Source organism: Aeromonas sp. 82P (assembly GCF_051919365.1).
GTDB lineage: Bacteria > Pseudomonadota > Gammaproteobacteria > Enterobacterales > Aeromonadaceae > Aeromonas > Aeromonas veronii.
Genome location: NZ_JBQBEV010000001.1, coordinates 850,244 through 864,413, shown reverse-complemented (window position 1 = coordinate 864,413; position 14,170 = coordinate 850,244). Strand labels below are relative to the sequence as shown.

The following is a 14,170-nucleotide window of genomic DNA, read 5'->3' as shown; positions in this document are numbered from 1 at the left end:
CCTCCCCCTTTGCCCTCCCTGCCCCGTGGTGTTCGGTGTGAGAGTCGTTTACTCTTGAAGCACGATTTTTTAACGAGCAGCCAGCGTCCGATGAGCGACCCCCACAAGAGCAAACCCGAGCACATCTCAGCCGACCAACTGGATCACCCCAAGAGCAAGCCGGAGATCCTCAAAGCCGATATCGTCGCCGAGAGCCGACTGTTCAAGGTGGAATCGCTACACCTCAAATTCTCCAACGGCGAAGAGCGGGTCTACGAGCGGATGCGCGGCGGTAATCGTGGCGCCGTCATGGTGGTGCCGCTGTTCGATGCCCACACCCTGCTGCTGGTGCGCGAATATGCCGCAGGCACCCACTCCTACGAGCTGGGCTTCCCTAAAGGGCTGATCGACCCGGGCGAAGATGCCTTCGAGGCGGGCAACCGGGAGCTGATGGAGGAGGCAGGCTTTGGCGCCAACAGCCTGACCCTGCTCAAGCAGGTGTCGCTGGCGCCCGGTTACTTCTCCAGCCGGATGGACATTTTGCTGGCCCGGGATCTCTTCCCCGAACAGCGGATCGGCGACGAGCCCGAACCGCTGGAGGTAATCCCCTGGCCACTCAACCGGATCGACAAATTGCTGGCGCGGCCCGACTTCACCGAGTCGCGCAGCATCAGTGCCCTGCTCCTGGCCCAGAAGTGGCTGGCGGAGCAGGCAGAGTAGCCCGCAGACGGGCAGTTAACAGACAGAGGATAACGAGATGCAGGAGTTGTTGGCCTGGGTGCCGGGGGTCAAGGAGATTGCCCGCGAAGCCGGAAGGATCCTTCACGACATCTATCACGGCGGTCAGTTCGAGCGTCAGCTGAAGGAGGATGCCACCCCGGTCACCAGTGCCGATCTTGCTGCCGATGCCTACCTCAAACAGGCGCTGTCGGCGCTCACCCCCCATGTGCCGGTGCTGACCGAAGAGGCAGCCGACATCCCCTTCAGCCAGCGATCCAACTGGCGGCAGTACTGGCTGGTGGACCCCCTCGACGGCACTGGCGAATTTATCGCGGGTAGCGGCGACTTCGCCACCCTGATCGCCCTGGTGCGGGACAATGTGCCGGTGCTCGGGGTCATCTACGCTCCCGAGTCCAACGTGCTCTACTGGGCGGTGCGCGGCTACGGCGCCTTCAAGGAGGTGAATGGCGAGGTACTGCCCATCAGCGCCATGCATCACGAGCATGACCAGCCCGACTCGCTGGTAGTTGCCATCAGCCGCCGCCAGAAGCTGGAGAACCTCACCCGCCGCCTCAACCCGGCCATCAACTACGAGCTGATCCCGCTTGGTTCCAGCTCCCTCAAATCCTGTCTGGTGGCGGAAGGGGCGGCCGATTGCTACGTGCGGCTCGGCCCCACCGGCGAGTGGGACACCGCCGCCGCCCAGTGCATCGTCGAGGCAGCCGGTGGCCGCATCCTCAGCCTGGCGTTGCAGCCACTCAGCTACAACGAAACCGAGTCGCTGGAGAACCCTGACTTTATCGTGATGGGGGATCCGGATCTCGCCTGGGGCAACATTCTGGCCCACTAAACGGATAGCGATATCATCACACCAGACAAGCAGGCGGCCCGATGGCCGCCTGCTTTTTCAGGGAAGTATCCCCGAGTGATGGCCGGTGTGATCCGCTACCAAAGGCGCTTTTGAACAGCGTGATACGCTGGCAAAGAAGCGAAATGATAGTGAAACATCACAATCGGCCGGCGAGAAACGGTGCTATTTTTCACGTAATTCTGAAAACACCTGATTAGCCAAAATAAAAAAATGATAGTAGATCAAATTTTGGTTTTATATTTCACAAAAATCACCAATATCAGTTTTGTTCCATTCTGTGAACCAGATTCCATTCCCAATCTCGCTGGCTAAACCCCGCAATGGCAGTGATATGTTTCAGTCTCACTTTTTGAGAATTAAATCCCGATAAACCACAATAAACTCAGATTAAAACACTAACAAAAAGTGAATTAGTAATGAGTTTATCTGTAGAGGCTACCAAGGAGCTATCCGGTTCCTGCTCCACCACAGCCAGCACCACCCGCTGGCGCCGTCACGACACCCACTGGGTCATCAGCCTGTTTGGCACCGCCGTTGGGGCCGGTATCCTGTTCCTGCCTATCAATCTGGGTCTGGGCGGCATCTGGCCCCTCGTCATCGTCGCAGTACTGGCGGGTCCTATGACCTTCCTCGCCCACCGCGGGCTGGCGCGCTTCGTGCTCTCCTCGTCACGCTCCCACGCCGACTTCACTGAAGTGGCGGAGGAGCATTTCGGCAAGATGGCCGGTCGCCTTATCTCGGCGCTCTACTTCCTCTCCATCTTCCCGATCCTGCTCATCTACGGGGTCGGGCTGACCAACACTGTAGAGAGCTTTATGGTCAACCAGCTCGGCATGGCGGCTCCGGATCGGGTGATGCTCTCCGGCGTGCTGGTGTTTGCCATGATCGCCGTGATGCTGGCGGGAGAGAAAGCAATGCTGCGTGCCTTCGCCTTTATGGTCTATCCGCTGGCGGCCATTCTGGCGGCTCTCTCCTGCTACCTGATCCCTCAGTGGCAATGGCCGGAAGTGACGGCGTTTGAAGGGGTCAGCTTCCTCAACACCGTCTGGCTGGCGCTGCCTGTCACCGTGTTCGCCTTCAGCCACGCCGCAGCCATCTCCGGCTTTGCCAACGTGCAGCGTCGTGAATATGGCGAGCAGGCGGAAGCCAAGAGCGGCCTGATCCTGCGCAACACCACAGTGATGCTGGTGGGCTTCGTGCTGTTCTTCGTCTTCTCCTGCGTGCTGAGCCTCTCGCCAGCCCAGCTGGCTGAAGCCAAGGCCCAGAACGTCTCTGTGCTCTCCTATCTCGCCAACATCACCGATAACCCGGTGATCGTGACTCTGGGACCGCTCATCGCCTTTATCGCCATCAGCTCCTCCTTCCTTGGCCACTTCCTCGGTGCCCGTGAAAGCCTGAAAAGCCTGATCGCCAAGCCTACCGGCCTGCCGCTGGCCAAGGCGGACAAAGTCGGTATCGCCCTGATGTTCTTCTCTATCTGGGGGGCCGCCGTCATCAACCCGGGCATTCTGGGGCTGATGGAAACCCTCTCCGGCCCGGTCATCGCCATGATCCTGTTTATCATGCCGGTGATTGCCATCTACAAGGTGGAGGCGCTGGCCCGCTTCCGTCAGGGCTGGACCAACGGCTTTATCCTGCTGACCGGCTCGCTGGCGGTATCAGCGCTGATCTTCAGCCTGTTGAAGTAACGACCCACAACAGAAAACAAAAAGAGAGGCGACCCTAGGGTCGCCTCTCTTGTCTCTGTTCGGGTGTGAACTCAGCCCAGCCTGGCGCCGTTCTCCACCGCCCGCTCGGGGATCGCCATCACCACGGCGCCATCTGGCCGGTAGAAACCGGTCAGCAGAAATTCAGACTGAAACGGCCCTATCTGTTTGGTCGGGAAGTTGACTACGGCGATGATCTGGCGGCCCACCAGCTGCTCTGGCTGGTATAGCGCGGTGATCTGGGCACTGCTCTTGCGAATCCCCAGTTCAGGGCCAAAATCCGCCCACACCTTGTAGGCCGGTTTGCGCGCCTCGGGGAACGGCTCGACCCGCACCAGGGTGCCCACCCGGAGCTCCACCACCTCGAAATCCTGCCAGCTAATCGTCTCCATTTCTGCTCCTGTTTATCGTGCACCTTGCATGACCCGCAGCATGGCCCAAAGAGAGAAACCTGTCTTCGGCGATCAGCCGTTTCGTTGCGGCAGGCGGCCGTTTTGCTGGCGCCAGAGGGACGGAGTGAGCCCGGTCTCGGTCAGGAAGCGCTCGCTGAACGCCCCCTGATTCTGGTAACCGCAGCGGCTGGCAATCTCGCCAACGGGCAGTTGCGTACCGGCAAGCAGGGTACGCGCCAGCGCCATGCGTCGACTGCGAATGTAGTGGGAGACGCTTACCCCCAGCTGCTGGCGAAAGGCGAGCTTGAACTGGCTCTGGCCAAGGCAGGCGATGGCGGCGAGTTGCTGATTGGTCAGCGGGGAGGCGAGGTTGGCATCGATATGGCGTTGCACCTTGAGGATGCGGGCGGCAAGGCGTGGAATGGCTGCGCTCTTCATCCCCTGCCCTTCCGCCAGCAGGGAGAGCCACACCTGCGCCATGCCCGCCACCTGCCGCCCTTCGGCCACCATGCGGTGCAGAAACGCGAGGTAGTGGCGCTGGGGCTCATCCAGCTCGATAAAGGGGCAAGCCGCCAGATCGCCGGGTAGCCAGTCGCTCTCCTGCACCAGAAACGAAAGCGCGGGATCGGCGGCGTAGTCGTGCCGCTCGCCGGGGGCGATGACGCAGGCAGAACCGGGGGCAAGCCGGCGCCCATGGCCCTGCACCTCGATCTCGAGGGGGCCATCGAGGGGGATCACCAGTTGGGCAAAGTCGTGGCTATGGCTGCAGACGTGGTGGTGATAGTGGCGCAGGCTGAAGCGGGACATGGCAGATAGCAATGACGCGGCCAGGGCCGCGTCATTGGGGGTTATTCCTTGTCGAAATCTTCGATCTCTTTGCCCAGCGCTTCCATGATGGCGCGCGCTTCGGCAGGGACGCTGTCCGGTTGATCCTTGCGCAAGTCTTCGTCGCAAGGGAGCGGCTGGCCGGTGAAAGCGTGCAGGAAGGCTTCACAGAGCAGCTCGCTGTTGGTCGCATGACGCAGGTTGTTCACCTGACGGCGGGTGCGCTCATCGGTCAACACTTTCAACACCTTGAGCGGGATCGAGACGGTAATCTTCTTGACCTGTTCGCTCTTCTTACCGTGTTCCGCGTAGGGGCTGACGTAGTCGCCGTTCCACTCTGTTCCCATGACTCACCTGTTCTCATTTAGCCGTGAGCGCGGATTTTAACCCTTAAGGAAATTAATGGCAATCCAACAGCAAAGCCATTTAGACGTCTGGAAGTGTTGACGGCTTTTTTAAGCTGGCGTAGTGTGGTTGTCCATGAGCCCACAATGGCGGGATGGCGCGTGGCAGCAAGATGCCGGCGTGTAAAGAGACATCAAGGAGAGTGATATGACCCACAAGGCCACCCTGGCGGTTCGCACCGGGATTGAGACAGACCAGCAACACGGTGCCGTGGTGCCCCCCATCTACCTCTCCAGCAACTACACCTTTGCCGACTTTGGCGAGCCCCGTCAATACGATTATGCCCGCTCCGGCAATCCGACCCGCACCAATCTGGCGGACGCGCTGGCGGCGCTGGAAGGGGGCGCTGGCGCCGTGGTCACCGGCACCGGCATGGGCGCCGTCCATCTGGTCACCACAGCACTGCTCAAGGCTGGGGATCTGCTGATTGCCCCTCACGACTGCTACGGCGGCACCTGGCGCCTGTTCGAGTATCTGGCAGCCAAGGGCCACTACCGGGTGCAGTTTGTAGATCAGGGGGATGAGGCAGCTCTGGCCGCCGCGCTGGCCCAGAAGCCTGTGCTGGTATGGGTCGAGACCCCTTCCAACCCGTTGCTGCGGGTGGTGGATATCAGCGCCATTGCCAGCGCAGCTCATGAGGTGGGTGCACAGGTAGTGGTGGACAACACCTTCCTCTCCCCCTTGCTGCAACAACCCCTGGCACTCGGTGCCGACGTGGTGGTGCACTCCACTACCAAGTACATCAACGGTCACTCAGACGTGGTGGGCGGAGTGGCGATTGCCAAGGAGGCGGCACTGGCCGAGTCGCTGGTGTGGTGGGCCAACTGTCTGGGGCTCACCTCCGGGGCGTTCGACTCCTACCTTACCCTGCGCGGCCTGCGCACTCTGGCCCCCAGATTGCGCACCCATCAGGAGAACACCGACCGCATCCTCGCCTTCCTGCAACAGCAGCCGCTGGTGAAACGCATCTATCACCCCAGCCTGCCGAGCCATCCGGGCCACGATATTGCGCGCCGTCAACAGTCCGGCTTCGGCGCCATGCTAAGTTTTGAACTCGATTGCAGCGAGGCGGGCATTCGCGCCTTCCTCGCGGCCCTCACCCTCTTCTCAGTGGCCGAGTCCCTCGGCGGAGTGGAGAGTCTGGTGGCCCATCCGGCCAGCATGACTCACAGGGCCATGACCCCGGTCGCGCAGCAGGCAGCAGGCATCAGCGCCCAGCTGCTGCGGTTGTCGGTCGGTATTGAACACGGTGAAGACCTGGTGGCCGATCTGGCTCAGGCTTTTGAACAGGCGCAGCAGGCAGAACAGGTAGCGAAGTAATGGAACAGCAGCAACAAGGAGAGATCGCGGTGGCAGCAGAAGCAGGATTGAAGCGGCGTCACGTCCACAAATTCGGTGGCAGCAGTCTGGCGGATCCGGTCTGTTATCGCCGGGTCGCCAGTATCGTTGAACAACAGGTGGGTGGCGACGAGCTGATCGTAGTCTCCGCCGCTGGCAAGACCACCAACCGACTGATCCAGCTGGTGGAGCTGGCCGAAGCGGGGGACGAAGCCGCCGGTGAAGCCATCTCTGCCCTGCAGGCCTATCAGCAGAGCCTGATCGACGGCCTGCTGGAGGGTGAACTGCAGCTCGATCTGAGCAAGCAGCTGGCCGACGACATGCAGCTGATAGCCAAAACGCTTGAAGGGCAGTTTGATCGCTTCGCCCGCAACGGCCTGCTCGCTTTTGGCGAAGTGTGGTCGGCTCGCCTGCTGGCTGCCCTGCTCACCAGCCGCGGTGACAAGGCCATCTGGCTCGATGCCCGCAGTTTCCTGCGCGCCGAGGATGGCGCACTGGTCAAGGTGGATACCGCCCTCTCCAGCGAACTGCTCAAGGCGCGGCTGGCGGAGCATGCCGGTCGCATCGTGGTAACCGGCTTTATCGCCGCCGACATGGAGGGGCGCTCCCTGCTGCTCGGTCGCAATGGATCCGACTACAGCGCCAGCCTGTTGGCGCTACTGGCGGACGGCGAATCCACCACCATCTGGAGCGACGTGGCCGGTGTCTACAGCGCCGACCCGCGCCGGGTGAAGGAAGCTCGCCTGCTGGAGCGCCTGAGCCTCGCCGAAGCCAACGAGCTGGCCCGTCTTGGCTCCTCGGTGCTGCATTCGCGCACCCTGCAACCGGTGGCCGACAGCCGCCAGCGCCTCACTTTGCGCTGCAGCTACAACCCGGATGAGGGCTGCACCCACATCCTGCGCCGCGCCCCCCGCTCTGGTGGCGCCCGCATCGTCTCCTCGGTGGATCAGATCGCCCTCATCGAGCTGAAGGTGCTGCCGCAGACCAACTATGAACAGACGGTCGCCACCATCGAGGCCCATCTGGCCCGTCACCGCCTCAACCCGCTCACCCTGCAGCGCCAGCCGGATCGCCGGATCCTGCGCCTCGCCTACACCCTTGAGGTGGCACAAGGCGCCTTCGAGCTGCTGCGCGACTTCCAGCTGCAAGGGAGCTTCACCGGCCTAATCCAGAAAGAGGGGTTCAGTCTGGTGGCGCTGGTCGGCGCCGGTGTCACCGACAACGCGGAGCAGTGTCACCGCTTCTATCAGCTGCTGGCAGATCAACCACTGGAGTTCGTACAGGTGGCCCGAGATGGCCTGAGTCTGGTGGCCGTGCTGCGCCAGGTGGTGCTGGAGCCGCTGCTCATCGCCCTCCACAGCGCCCTCTTCAGCCGCCCGACCCGGGTCGGACTGGTGGTGTTCGGCAAGGGCAATATCGGCGGCCACTGGCTGAGCCTCTATGCCCGCGAAAAGGCACGGCTGGAACATGAACTCAATCTGGCGCTCACCCTCTACGGGGTGTTCAGCTCGGAAGGGGGCCTGCTGGATGAAGAGGGGCTCAACCCCCTCAAGGTACAGGACAACTTCAATCCCAAACCGCTGATCTGGCCAGAGTTGCTCTCCCAGCTTGAGCAGCACGGCTTCGATGCGCTGATTGCGCTGGACATGACCGCCAGCGAAACGGTGAGCCGCTACTACCCGGATTTTGCCCAGCTCGGCATTCACATCATCGCCGCCAACAAGTTTGCCGGTGCCGCCGACAGCGAGTTCTACCAGCGCATCAAGCAAACCTGCCGTGACCATCAGGTACAGTGGCGCTACAACGCCACCGTGGGTGCCGGGTTGCCAATCCAGTCCAGCATCCAGATGCTGCGCCAGAGCGGCGACCGCATTCAGGGGGTCTCCGGCATCTTCTCCGGCACCCTCTCTTGGCTGTTCCAGCAGTATGATGGCACCCGCCCCTTCTCCGAGCTGGTGGACGAGGCGTGGCAGCACGGCCTGACCGAACCGGATCCCCGCGAAGATCTCTCTGGTCAGGATGTGCGGCGCAAGCTGCTTATTCTGGCGCGGGAAGCGGGCTTCGAGCTCGACTCCGCCGATATCGAGCTGGAGAATCTGGTGCCCGTTACGCTTCGCAAGGTGACCGCCGATCAGTTTATGGACAGACTGAAAGAGCTGGATGGCCCGATCCAGACCGCCTTCGAAGGGGCCAAGCGCCTTGGCAAGGTGCTGCGCTACGTGGCCCGCTTCGAGCATGACGGCAAGGCGCGGGTCGGACTGGAGGCGCTGGAGCCCCACCACCCGTTTGCGAACCTCTTGCCGTGCGACAACATCTTCGCCATCGAGAGCGACAGCTACCGCACCAACCCGCTGGTGATACAGGGACCGGGGGCGGGTCGGGAAGTAACCGCTGCCGCTATCCAGTACGATCTGTGGCAGATCTGCGCCAACCTCTAAGGCTGATTGCAAAGGGAGCAGCACCTCTCTCCCGCGCACAATAAAAAGCCCGAGTCAATGACTCGGGCTTTTTGCTGAATGCCGCTTCGATTAGGAGAAGCAGGCCTGCAGCACGTAGAAGATGGCGATAGCCAGGATGGCACCGGCAGGCAGAGTGATGATCCAGGAGACCACGATGTTGCGCAGTACCCCCAGGTTCAGCGCCGCAATACCGCGCGCCAGACCGACACCCATCACAGCACCGACCAGGGTCTGGGTGGTGGAGATGGGCAGACCGGTACCGGAGGCAATCACCACGGTCGCGGCAGTCGCCAGCTGGGCAGCAAAACCACGGCTCGGGGTCAGGTGAGTGATGCCGGTACCGACCGTCGCCATCACCTTCTCGCCCATGGTCGCCAGACCGATCACGATACCGATACCGCCGAGGGGCAGGATCCACCAGGCAATGGCTGCCTGACTGGAAATCTCGCCACCGGAAGCCACGATAGAGGCCACCGCAGAGAGCGGGCCAATGGCGTTGGCCACATCGTTGGAGCCGTGGGCAAAGGCCATGGCACAGGCGGTGATCACCATCAGGATGCCGAACACCTTCTCCACGTTGGCGAAGTGCATCTTGCTGTCATCCTGCGGGTTGTACTTCTGGCCGCGAATGTAGATCCAGCCGGCAAACGCCACTGCGATGGAGATGGCGATGGAAAGCAGAATGCCCTCGCCATCGCTCAGGTGCAGACCGACGTGGGTCAGCCCCTTCTTGATGGTCACCAGACAGATCACCAGCGCAGTCAGGAACATGTAGAACGGCACATAGCGCTTGGCGTTGTTCAGGGGATCATCGGTGTTGAAGATAAGCTTCTGCACGCTGATGAACATGAAGTAGGCGATAACACCTGAGATGGCCGGGGTGATGACCCAGGAGCCGACGATGCCACCAAACTTGCTCCACTGCACCGCTTCCGGGCCAATGCTCACCACCGCAAAACCGACGATGGCGCCGATGATGGAGTGAGTGGTGGAAACAGGCCAGCCGAAGTAGGAGGCGAGGATCAACCAGGCGCCTGCTGCCAGCAGGGAGGCGATCATGCCGAGCACCAGCAGGTCCGGGCTATCGACAAACGCATTGCTGTCGATGATGCCGTTACGGATGGTGGCCGTCACTTCGCCACCGGCCAGATAGGCACCGGCAAATTCGAAGATCATGGCAATGATGATCGCCTGACGGATGGTCAGGGATTTGGTGCCGACCGATGTCCCCATGGCGTTGGCCACGTCATTCGCGCCAATGCCCCAAGCCATCAAAAAGCCGAACAAGGCCGCCACGAGCACCAGAGTGGTGCCGTAATTCGCGATAATGTCCATTAGTAGTGTTTACCCAGTCAGTCGATTACGAACGAGCCAGCATCAGTTCCAGACGGGCGCCTACGCGCTCGGCCTGATCTGCCAGGTCACCTACCCATTCGAGGATCTTGTAAAGGAACATCACATCGATCGGATTGTAATTGTGCTCAACCGCTTGCAGCTGTTGGCGCAGTCCGATCTGCATGGTGTCTGTATCGTCCTCGATCAGATCCAGCTGGTGGATCATCTCGGCAACCATTTCCACTTCCCGTCCTTTGAAGCCGGTCTCGAGCAGCTCGTCGAGCTCCCCGATCGCTTTCTCGGCCTGAGCGGTCGCATCAATACAACGTTTGAGGTAAGCCATGAAATCCGTCCGCATTTCGGCGGGGAACTCCATGCGACGACCAAGCATGCGGCCGGAGATATCCTTGGCACGGTTGGCAATCTTGTCTTGCTGGGTCAACAGCTCCAGCAGGTCGGTACGTGCAACCGGCAGGAACAGGCCGCGAGGCAGTTTCAGACGGATTTCACGCTTGAGGGTATCTGCCTCTTTTTCCAGCTGGGCGATCTGCTGCCGGATCTTCTCGGCATCTTCCCAACGGTCTTCGGCAACGGCGTCAAAGAAGGGAACCAACTGCTGTGAGCACTGGTGAACCTTGACGATATGCTTCTGCAGCGGCTTGATGGGGGACTTGGCAAAAAGCCCCAAAATAGTATTTACTGGCATGGCCAAACCTGTGTCGGTGAAAAAACACTCGATACGATTTTATGAGGCGCGCATGGTAACCGAACTGCGCCCTCAATTAAACCGCGAATTAATCTAGTCGTCTCGCGGGCATTATATCCCCGCGACCCGAATCCTGCCCCCCAAAGTTGCCTGCCAGCCCGGAATGACTATGCAAACTGAGATCGAGATAAAGTTTTTTGTCGCCCGCGACATTCAACCCGAGTTATCCAACCTGCTGAATTCTTTTGAGATTAAAGAATCGTCACAACAGCAGCTCGGCAACGTCTATTTCGATACGCCGACCCTTGCCCTGCGTCGTCTGGACATGGGGCTGCGCATTCGCCGCTGCGACGCCTTCGCCGAGCAGACCATCAAATGCCGCGGTCAGGTGGTGGGCGGCCTGCACGCCAGACCCGAGTACAACGCTCCCGTGAGCGGCGATCTGCCGACCCTCTCGGCCTTTCCCGATGAGATTTGGCCGACCCTGACCGAGCGTGACCACATTCAGCAGCAGCTGGTCGCCCAGTTTCGTACCGACTTCCTGCGCCGCCATTGGCTGATCGCCTTCGAGGGGACCGAGATTGAGCTGGCCTGGGATCAGGGAGAGATAGTCGGCAGTCAGGGCAGCACCACCATCAACGAGCTGGAACTGGAGCTCAAATCCGGCGCGACCGCGGCGCTGTTTGCACTGGCCCGGCACCTCGCCAGGATCGGCGGGCTGCGCCTTGGCGCCCAATCCAAGGCCCAGCGCGGCTATCGACTGGCTGGTCTTGGCAAACCGCTGGCCCTGCAGGCGCAGGTCGAACATGAAGGTATGGATGGCATAACGGGGGTAAGCGAGGGGCTGCGTCACTGGCAGCATCACGAGCAGCTCTGGCTGGAGCATCCTCAGGATAAAGGCATTCAACAGCAGGCACTCGCGGCCCTGTGCCAGGGGATCGATCTGGTCGCCCGCACTGCGGCCACGCTGCCACAACCAGCGCCCTGGCTGCCAGCTCTGGCCAGCCTGCACGCCCATCTGCAAACCCAGTCGGACGAGCATGACGAGTGGCCTGCCGAGCTGGCAGAGCTCTTCCTCTATCCGGCATATGTCGAGTTGCAACTGGCCATCGCCGCTTGGCTGCATCACGCAGCCTGAGCGTGGCCATACCGTTACTAAAGGTCGGAAATAAAGACCGGAAACAAAAGCCGAAAACAAAACGGGTGAGCCTTGGCTCACCCGTTTTGCATTACAGCAGGTTGAGCTGCTGCATGGCGCTGCGAATGCGCTCGCGGGTCGCTTCTGACAGCGGCATCACCGGCAGGCGGCACTCCTCGCTGCAGAAACCGAGCAGGGAAGCGGCATACTTGGCACCAGCCGGGCTCGGCTCGGCAAACATCGCCTGATGAAGCGGAATCAGCTTGTCTTGCAATTCGCGTGCTTCTTGCCACTTGCCCGCCAGCGTGAGGTTCTGCACCTCGGCTACCAGCTTGGGGGCCACGTTGGCAGTCACCGAGATACAGCCCTGACCACCGCCGATGTTATAGGCGACGGCAGTAGCATCTTCACCGGAGAGCCAGGCGAAAGGCTTTTTGATCAGCTGGCGCTCGGTCCAGGGGCGGGCCAGATCGCCGGTGGCATCTTTCACCCCAGCAATGCGCGGCAGCTCGGCCAGACGGGCCAGGGTCGCGGGTTGCACGTCAACGATGGCACGCGGCGGGATGTTGTAGACAATGATCGGCTTGGCGGTGGCATCGTGTACCGCCTTGAAGTGGTGGTAGAGCCCCTCCTGATTGGGGCGGTTGTAGTAACCGGCTACATGCAGGGTGGCATCGGCGCCCACCCGCTCGGCATGGAGGGTGTACTCGATGGCTTCGACCGGATTGTTGGAGCCCGCTCCGGCAATCACCGGAATACGGCCAGCGACCTGTTTGACCACCAGCTCCACCACCCGGCAGTGCTCGTCGTGGGTCAGGGTCGGACTTTCGCCCGTGGTGCCTACCGGCACAATGCCGTGAGTACCCTGCTCGATATGCCACTCCACCAGACGCAGCAGCGCCTCTTCATCCAGCTTTCCCTGTCGAAACGGGGTGATCAACGCAACGATTGAACCTTGAAACATGGGATCTCCTTCTCCTAAATGACGCGCATATGGCAATAAAAAACCCCGGTACGATGTGCGCAACCGGGGTTTGAAGCTTCTCAGGGATGAGAGGTTACGCGCGAACGTCGGCAGGCCCGAATTTCAGGCTTTTTTTGTGCTTTCGTTTCAACCCGTTGAACCGCATTTCGTCATCTCTGGTCAAAAAATGGTGTCTGGGCATATTTCGGGAACACGGCATAAATGTCAAGGCGAAAGGGGCTATGTATAATGGCCGCCCAAAATTGCGTGGAGAGACCCGATGAGCAGCCCTATCAGTGCCGTCAGCCAGATGCTGGAACGAAACCAAGCCCTCTTTGTCGGCAAGCGGCTACTTGTCTGCGGCGCGCTGGAGGATGACTACCCCCGCCAACTGGCGAGCCTGGCCCGGACCCTGACCGTCTTTACCACCGATTACTGCTACTACCGCAGCCAGCAGGCCGCCCTCGGCGAGGCTATCCTGTTCGACCACCAGCTCGGTGGAGCCCCGCGCTTCGATGCCCTGTTGCTGCTGATGCCCAAGGCCAAGGCCGAGGCACAATATCTGCTGGCCATGATGACCCCCTTGCTGGAAGCGGGTGCCGATCTGTTCCTCGCCGGTGAAAACCGCGGCGGCATCAATGGTGCCGACAAGCTGCTGGCCCCCTATGGCGAAAAGCCGATCAAGCGCGATTCGGCCCGCCGCTGCTCGCTCTATCACGGTGAGCTCTGCAAACCGGTCGCCCCGTTCGATCTGGATAGCTGGTTTGGCCGCTATCAGTGCAAGGCCGGTGATACCGAGCTGACCGTGCTGGCGCTGCCCGGTGTCTTCAGCGCCGCCGAGCTGGATCTCGGCACCCAGATGCTGCTGGCCGCCGTGCCGCCGATGAAGGGCGAGCTGCTCGATTTCGGTTGTGGCGCCGGGGTGATTGGGTCTGTGCTGGCCAAGCGCAATCCGGATCTGCAGGTCAACATGGTGGATATCAGCGCGCTGGCGCTCGAATCGAGCCGCCGCACCCTGGCGATCAACGGTCTGAAGGGCAAGGTCACCGCTTCCGATGTCTATTCGGATGTCTCCACCCGTTTCCAGCACATCGTCTCCAACCCGCCATTCCATGCGGGTCTCAAAACCTTCTATGCGGCGACCGAGCAGTTCCTGGCCAAGGCGCCGGAATTTTTGCTGCCAAATGGTTCACTGACCATTGTTGCCAACGCCTTCTTGCGCTACCAGCCTATACTGGAGACACACTTCAAACGGACTGAAGTGATCAGCAGTGATGCCAAATTCAAGGTCTATCTGAGCAAAATGTAAATAAGTGTAAGCCGCACAATAAA

The 14,170-nt window shown here is 60.9% G+C and carries 13 protein-coding genes; 7 read left to right on the top strand and 6 right to left on the bottom strand.

Annotated features, from left to right (window positions below; genetic code table 11):
* Positions 1–90 precede the first annotated feature (90 nt).
* The 3 genes from nudE (at position 91) to ACTG2S_RS04020 (ending at position 3,258) form a co-directional block, all read left to right on the top strand.
* Positions 91–699 carry an ADP compounds hydrolase NudE gene (nudE, locus tag ACTG2S_RS04030; RefSeq protein WP_439982013.1) on the top strand — a complete coding sequence of 203 codons (609 nt, stop codon included), beginning with the start codon at positions 91–93 and terminating at the stop codon, positions 697–699.
* Positions 700–736: 37 nt separating this feature from the next.
* Positions 737–1,549, top strand: coding sequence for a 3'(2'),5'-bisphosphate nucleotidase CysQ (gene cysQ, locus ACTG2S_RS04025; RefSeq protein ID WP_005357849.1), 813 nt, complete (start codon positions 737–739; stop codon positions 1,547–1,549).
* Positions 1,550–1,986: 437 nt separating this feature from the next.
* On the top strand, positions 1,987–3,258 hold the full coding sequence (locus tag ACTG2S_RS04020; RefSeq protein WP_439982011.1) for an aromatic amino acid transport family protein: 1,272 nt from the start codon (positions 1,987–1,989) through the stop codon (positions 3,256–3,258).
* Between the two features lie 71 nt (positions 3,259–3,329).
* Here the strand turns inward: ACTG2S_RS04020 and ACTG2S_RS04015 are convergent, their stop codons facing one another.
* From ACTG2S_RS04015 to metJ, 3 genes are all read right to left on the bottom strand, one after another.
* Positions 3,330–3,668, bottom strand: coding sequence for a tRNA-binding protein (locus tag ACTG2S_RS04015; protein ID WP_439982009.1), 339 nt, complete (start codon positions 3,666–3,668; stop codon positions 3,330–3,332).
* Positions 3,669–3,740: 72 nt separating this feature from the next.
* On the bottom strand, positions 3,741–4,475 hold the full coding sequence (locus tag ACTG2S_RS04010) for a helix-turn-helix domain-containing protein (RefSeq protein ID WP_439982008.1): 735 nt from the start codon (positions 4,473–4,475) through the stop codon (positions 3,741–3,743).
* A gap of 41 nt (positions 4,476–4,516) precedes the next feature.
* On the bottom strand, positions 4,517–4,840 hold the full coding sequence (gene metJ, locus ACTG2S_RS04005; RefSeq protein ID WP_005340251.1) for a met regulon transcriptional regulator MetJ: 324 nt from the start codon (positions 4,838–4,840) through the stop codon (positions 4,517–4,519).
* Between the two features lie 205 nt (positions 4,841–5,045).
* On the opposite strand from metJ, the gene metB reads away from it, so the two are divergent.
* Both metB and ACTG2S_RS03995 read left to right on the top strand, forming a co-directional pair.
* A complete protein-coding gene (metB, locus tag ACTG2S_RS04000; RefSeq protein WP_439982007.1) occupies positions 5,046–6,218 on the top strand; it encodes a cystathionine gamma-synthase in 1,173 nt (390 codons plus the stop codon).
* Positions 6,218–8,674 carry a bifunctional aspartate kinase/homoserine dehydrogenase II gene (locus tag ACTG2S_RS03995; RefSeq protein ID WP_258721903.1) on the top strand — a complete coding sequence of 819 codons (2,457 nt, stop codon included), beginning with the start codon at positions 6,218–6,220 and terminating at the stop codon, positions 8,672–8,674. Before metB ends, ACTG2S_RS03995 begins: the two co-directional genes overlap by 1 nt.
* Before the next feature lie 90 nt (positions 8,675–8,764).
* On the opposite strand, the gene ACTG2S_RS03990 is transcribed toward ACTG2S_RS03995, so the two are convergent.
* The gene (locus ACTG2S_RS03990; protein ID WP_005343043.1) at positions 8,765–10,030 is read right to left on the bottom strand and encodes an inorganic phosphate transporter; all 1,266 of its coding nucleotides are present in this window, start codon (positions 10,028–10,030) and stop codon (positions 8,765–8,767) included.
* A gap of 25 nt (positions 10,031–10,055) precedes the next feature.
* Positions 10,056–10,736 (bottom strand): TIGR00153 family protein, encoded by a 681-nt coding sequence (locus ACTG2S_RS03985; RefSeq protein WP_005340244.1) that lies wholly within the window; start codon positions 10,734–10,736, stop codon positions 10,056–10,058.
* A gap of 169 nt (positions 10,737–10,905) precedes the next feature.
* Here ACTG2S_RS03985 and ACTG2S_RS03980 point away from each other — a divergent pair, with 169 nt between their 5' ends.
* Positions 10,906–11,874, top strand: a complete 969-nt coding sequence (locus ACTG2S_RS03980; RefSeq protein WP_274160523.1) for a CYTH domain-containing protein — start codon at positions 10,906–10,908, stop codon at positions 11,872–11,874.
* Between the two features lie 91 nt (positions 11,875–11,965).
* Here ACTG2S_RS03980 and dapA read toward each other — a convergent pair whose 3' ends face one another.
* Positions 11,966–12,838 carry a 4-hydroxy-tetrahydrodipicolinate synthase gene (gene dapA, locus ACTG2S_RS03975; protein ID WP_043820620.1) on the bottom strand — a complete coding sequence of 291 codons (873 nt, stop codon included), beginning with the start codon at positions 12,836–12,838 and terminating at the stop codon, positions 11,966–11,968.
* 280 nt (positions 12,839–13,118) lie between these two features.
* Here dapA and rsmC point away from each other — a divergent pair, with 280 nt between their 5' ends.
* On the top strand, positions 13,119–14,147 hold the full coding sequence (rsmC, locus tag ACTG2S_RS03970) for a 16S rRNA (guanine(1207)-N(2))-methyltransferase RsmC (RefSeq protein WP_274160522.1): 1,029 nt from the start codon (positions 13,119–13,121) through the stop codon (positions 14,145–14,147).
* Positions 14,148–14,170: the final 23 nt, after the last annotated feature.

Coding starts and splice junctions, on each gene's coding strand:
- nudE (WP_439982013.1), top strand. CDS start 91: ATGAGCGACCCCCACAAGAGCAAACCCGAGCACATCTCAGCCGACCAA.
- cysQ (WP_005357849.1), top strand. CDS start 737: ATGCAGGAGTTGTTGGCCTGGGTGCCGGGGGTCAAGGAGATTGCCCGC.
- ACTG2S_RS04020 (WP_439982011.1), top strand. CDS start 1,987: ATGAGTTTATCTGTAGAGGCTACCAAGGAGCTATCCGGTTCCTGCTCC.
- ACTG2S_RS04015 (WP_439982009.1), bottom strand. CDS start 3,668: ATGGAGACGATTAGCTGGCAGGATTTCGAGGTGGTGGAGCTCCGGGTG.
- ACTG2S_RS04010 (WP_439982008.1), bottom strand. CDS start 4,475: ATGTCCCGCTTCAGCCTGCGCCACTATCACCACCACGTCTGCAGCCAT.
- metJ (WP_005340251.1), bottom strand. CDS start 4,840: ATGGGAACAGAGTGGAACGGCGACTACGTCAGCCCCTACGCGGAACAC.
- metB (WP_439982007.1), top strand. CDS start 5,046: ATGACCCACAAGGCCACCCTGGCGGTTCGCACCGGGATTGAGACAGAC.
- ACTG2S_RS03995 (WP_258721903.1), top strand. CDS start 6,218: ATGGAACAGCAGCAACAAGGAGAGATCGCGGTGGCAGCAGAAGCAGGA.
- ACTG2S_RS03990 (WP_005343043.1), bottom strand. CDS start 10,030: ATGGACATTATCGCGAATTACGGCACCACTCTGGTGCTCGTGGCGGCC.
- ACTG2S_RS03985 (WP_005340244.1), bottom strand. CDS start 10,736: ATGCCAGTAAATACTATTTTGGGGCTTTTTGCCAAGTCCCCCATCAAG.
- ACTG2S_RS03980 (WP_274160523.1), top strand. CDS start 10,906: ATGCAAACTGAGATCGAGATAAAGTTTTTTGTCGCCCGCGACATTCAA.
- dapA (WP_043820620.1), bottom strand. CDS start 12,838: ATGTTTCAAGGTTCAATCGTTGCGTTGATCACCCCGTTTCGACAGGGA.
- rsmC (WP_274160522.1), top strand. CDS start 13,119: ATGAGCAGCCCTATCAGTGCCGTCAGCCAGATGCTGGAACGAAACCAA.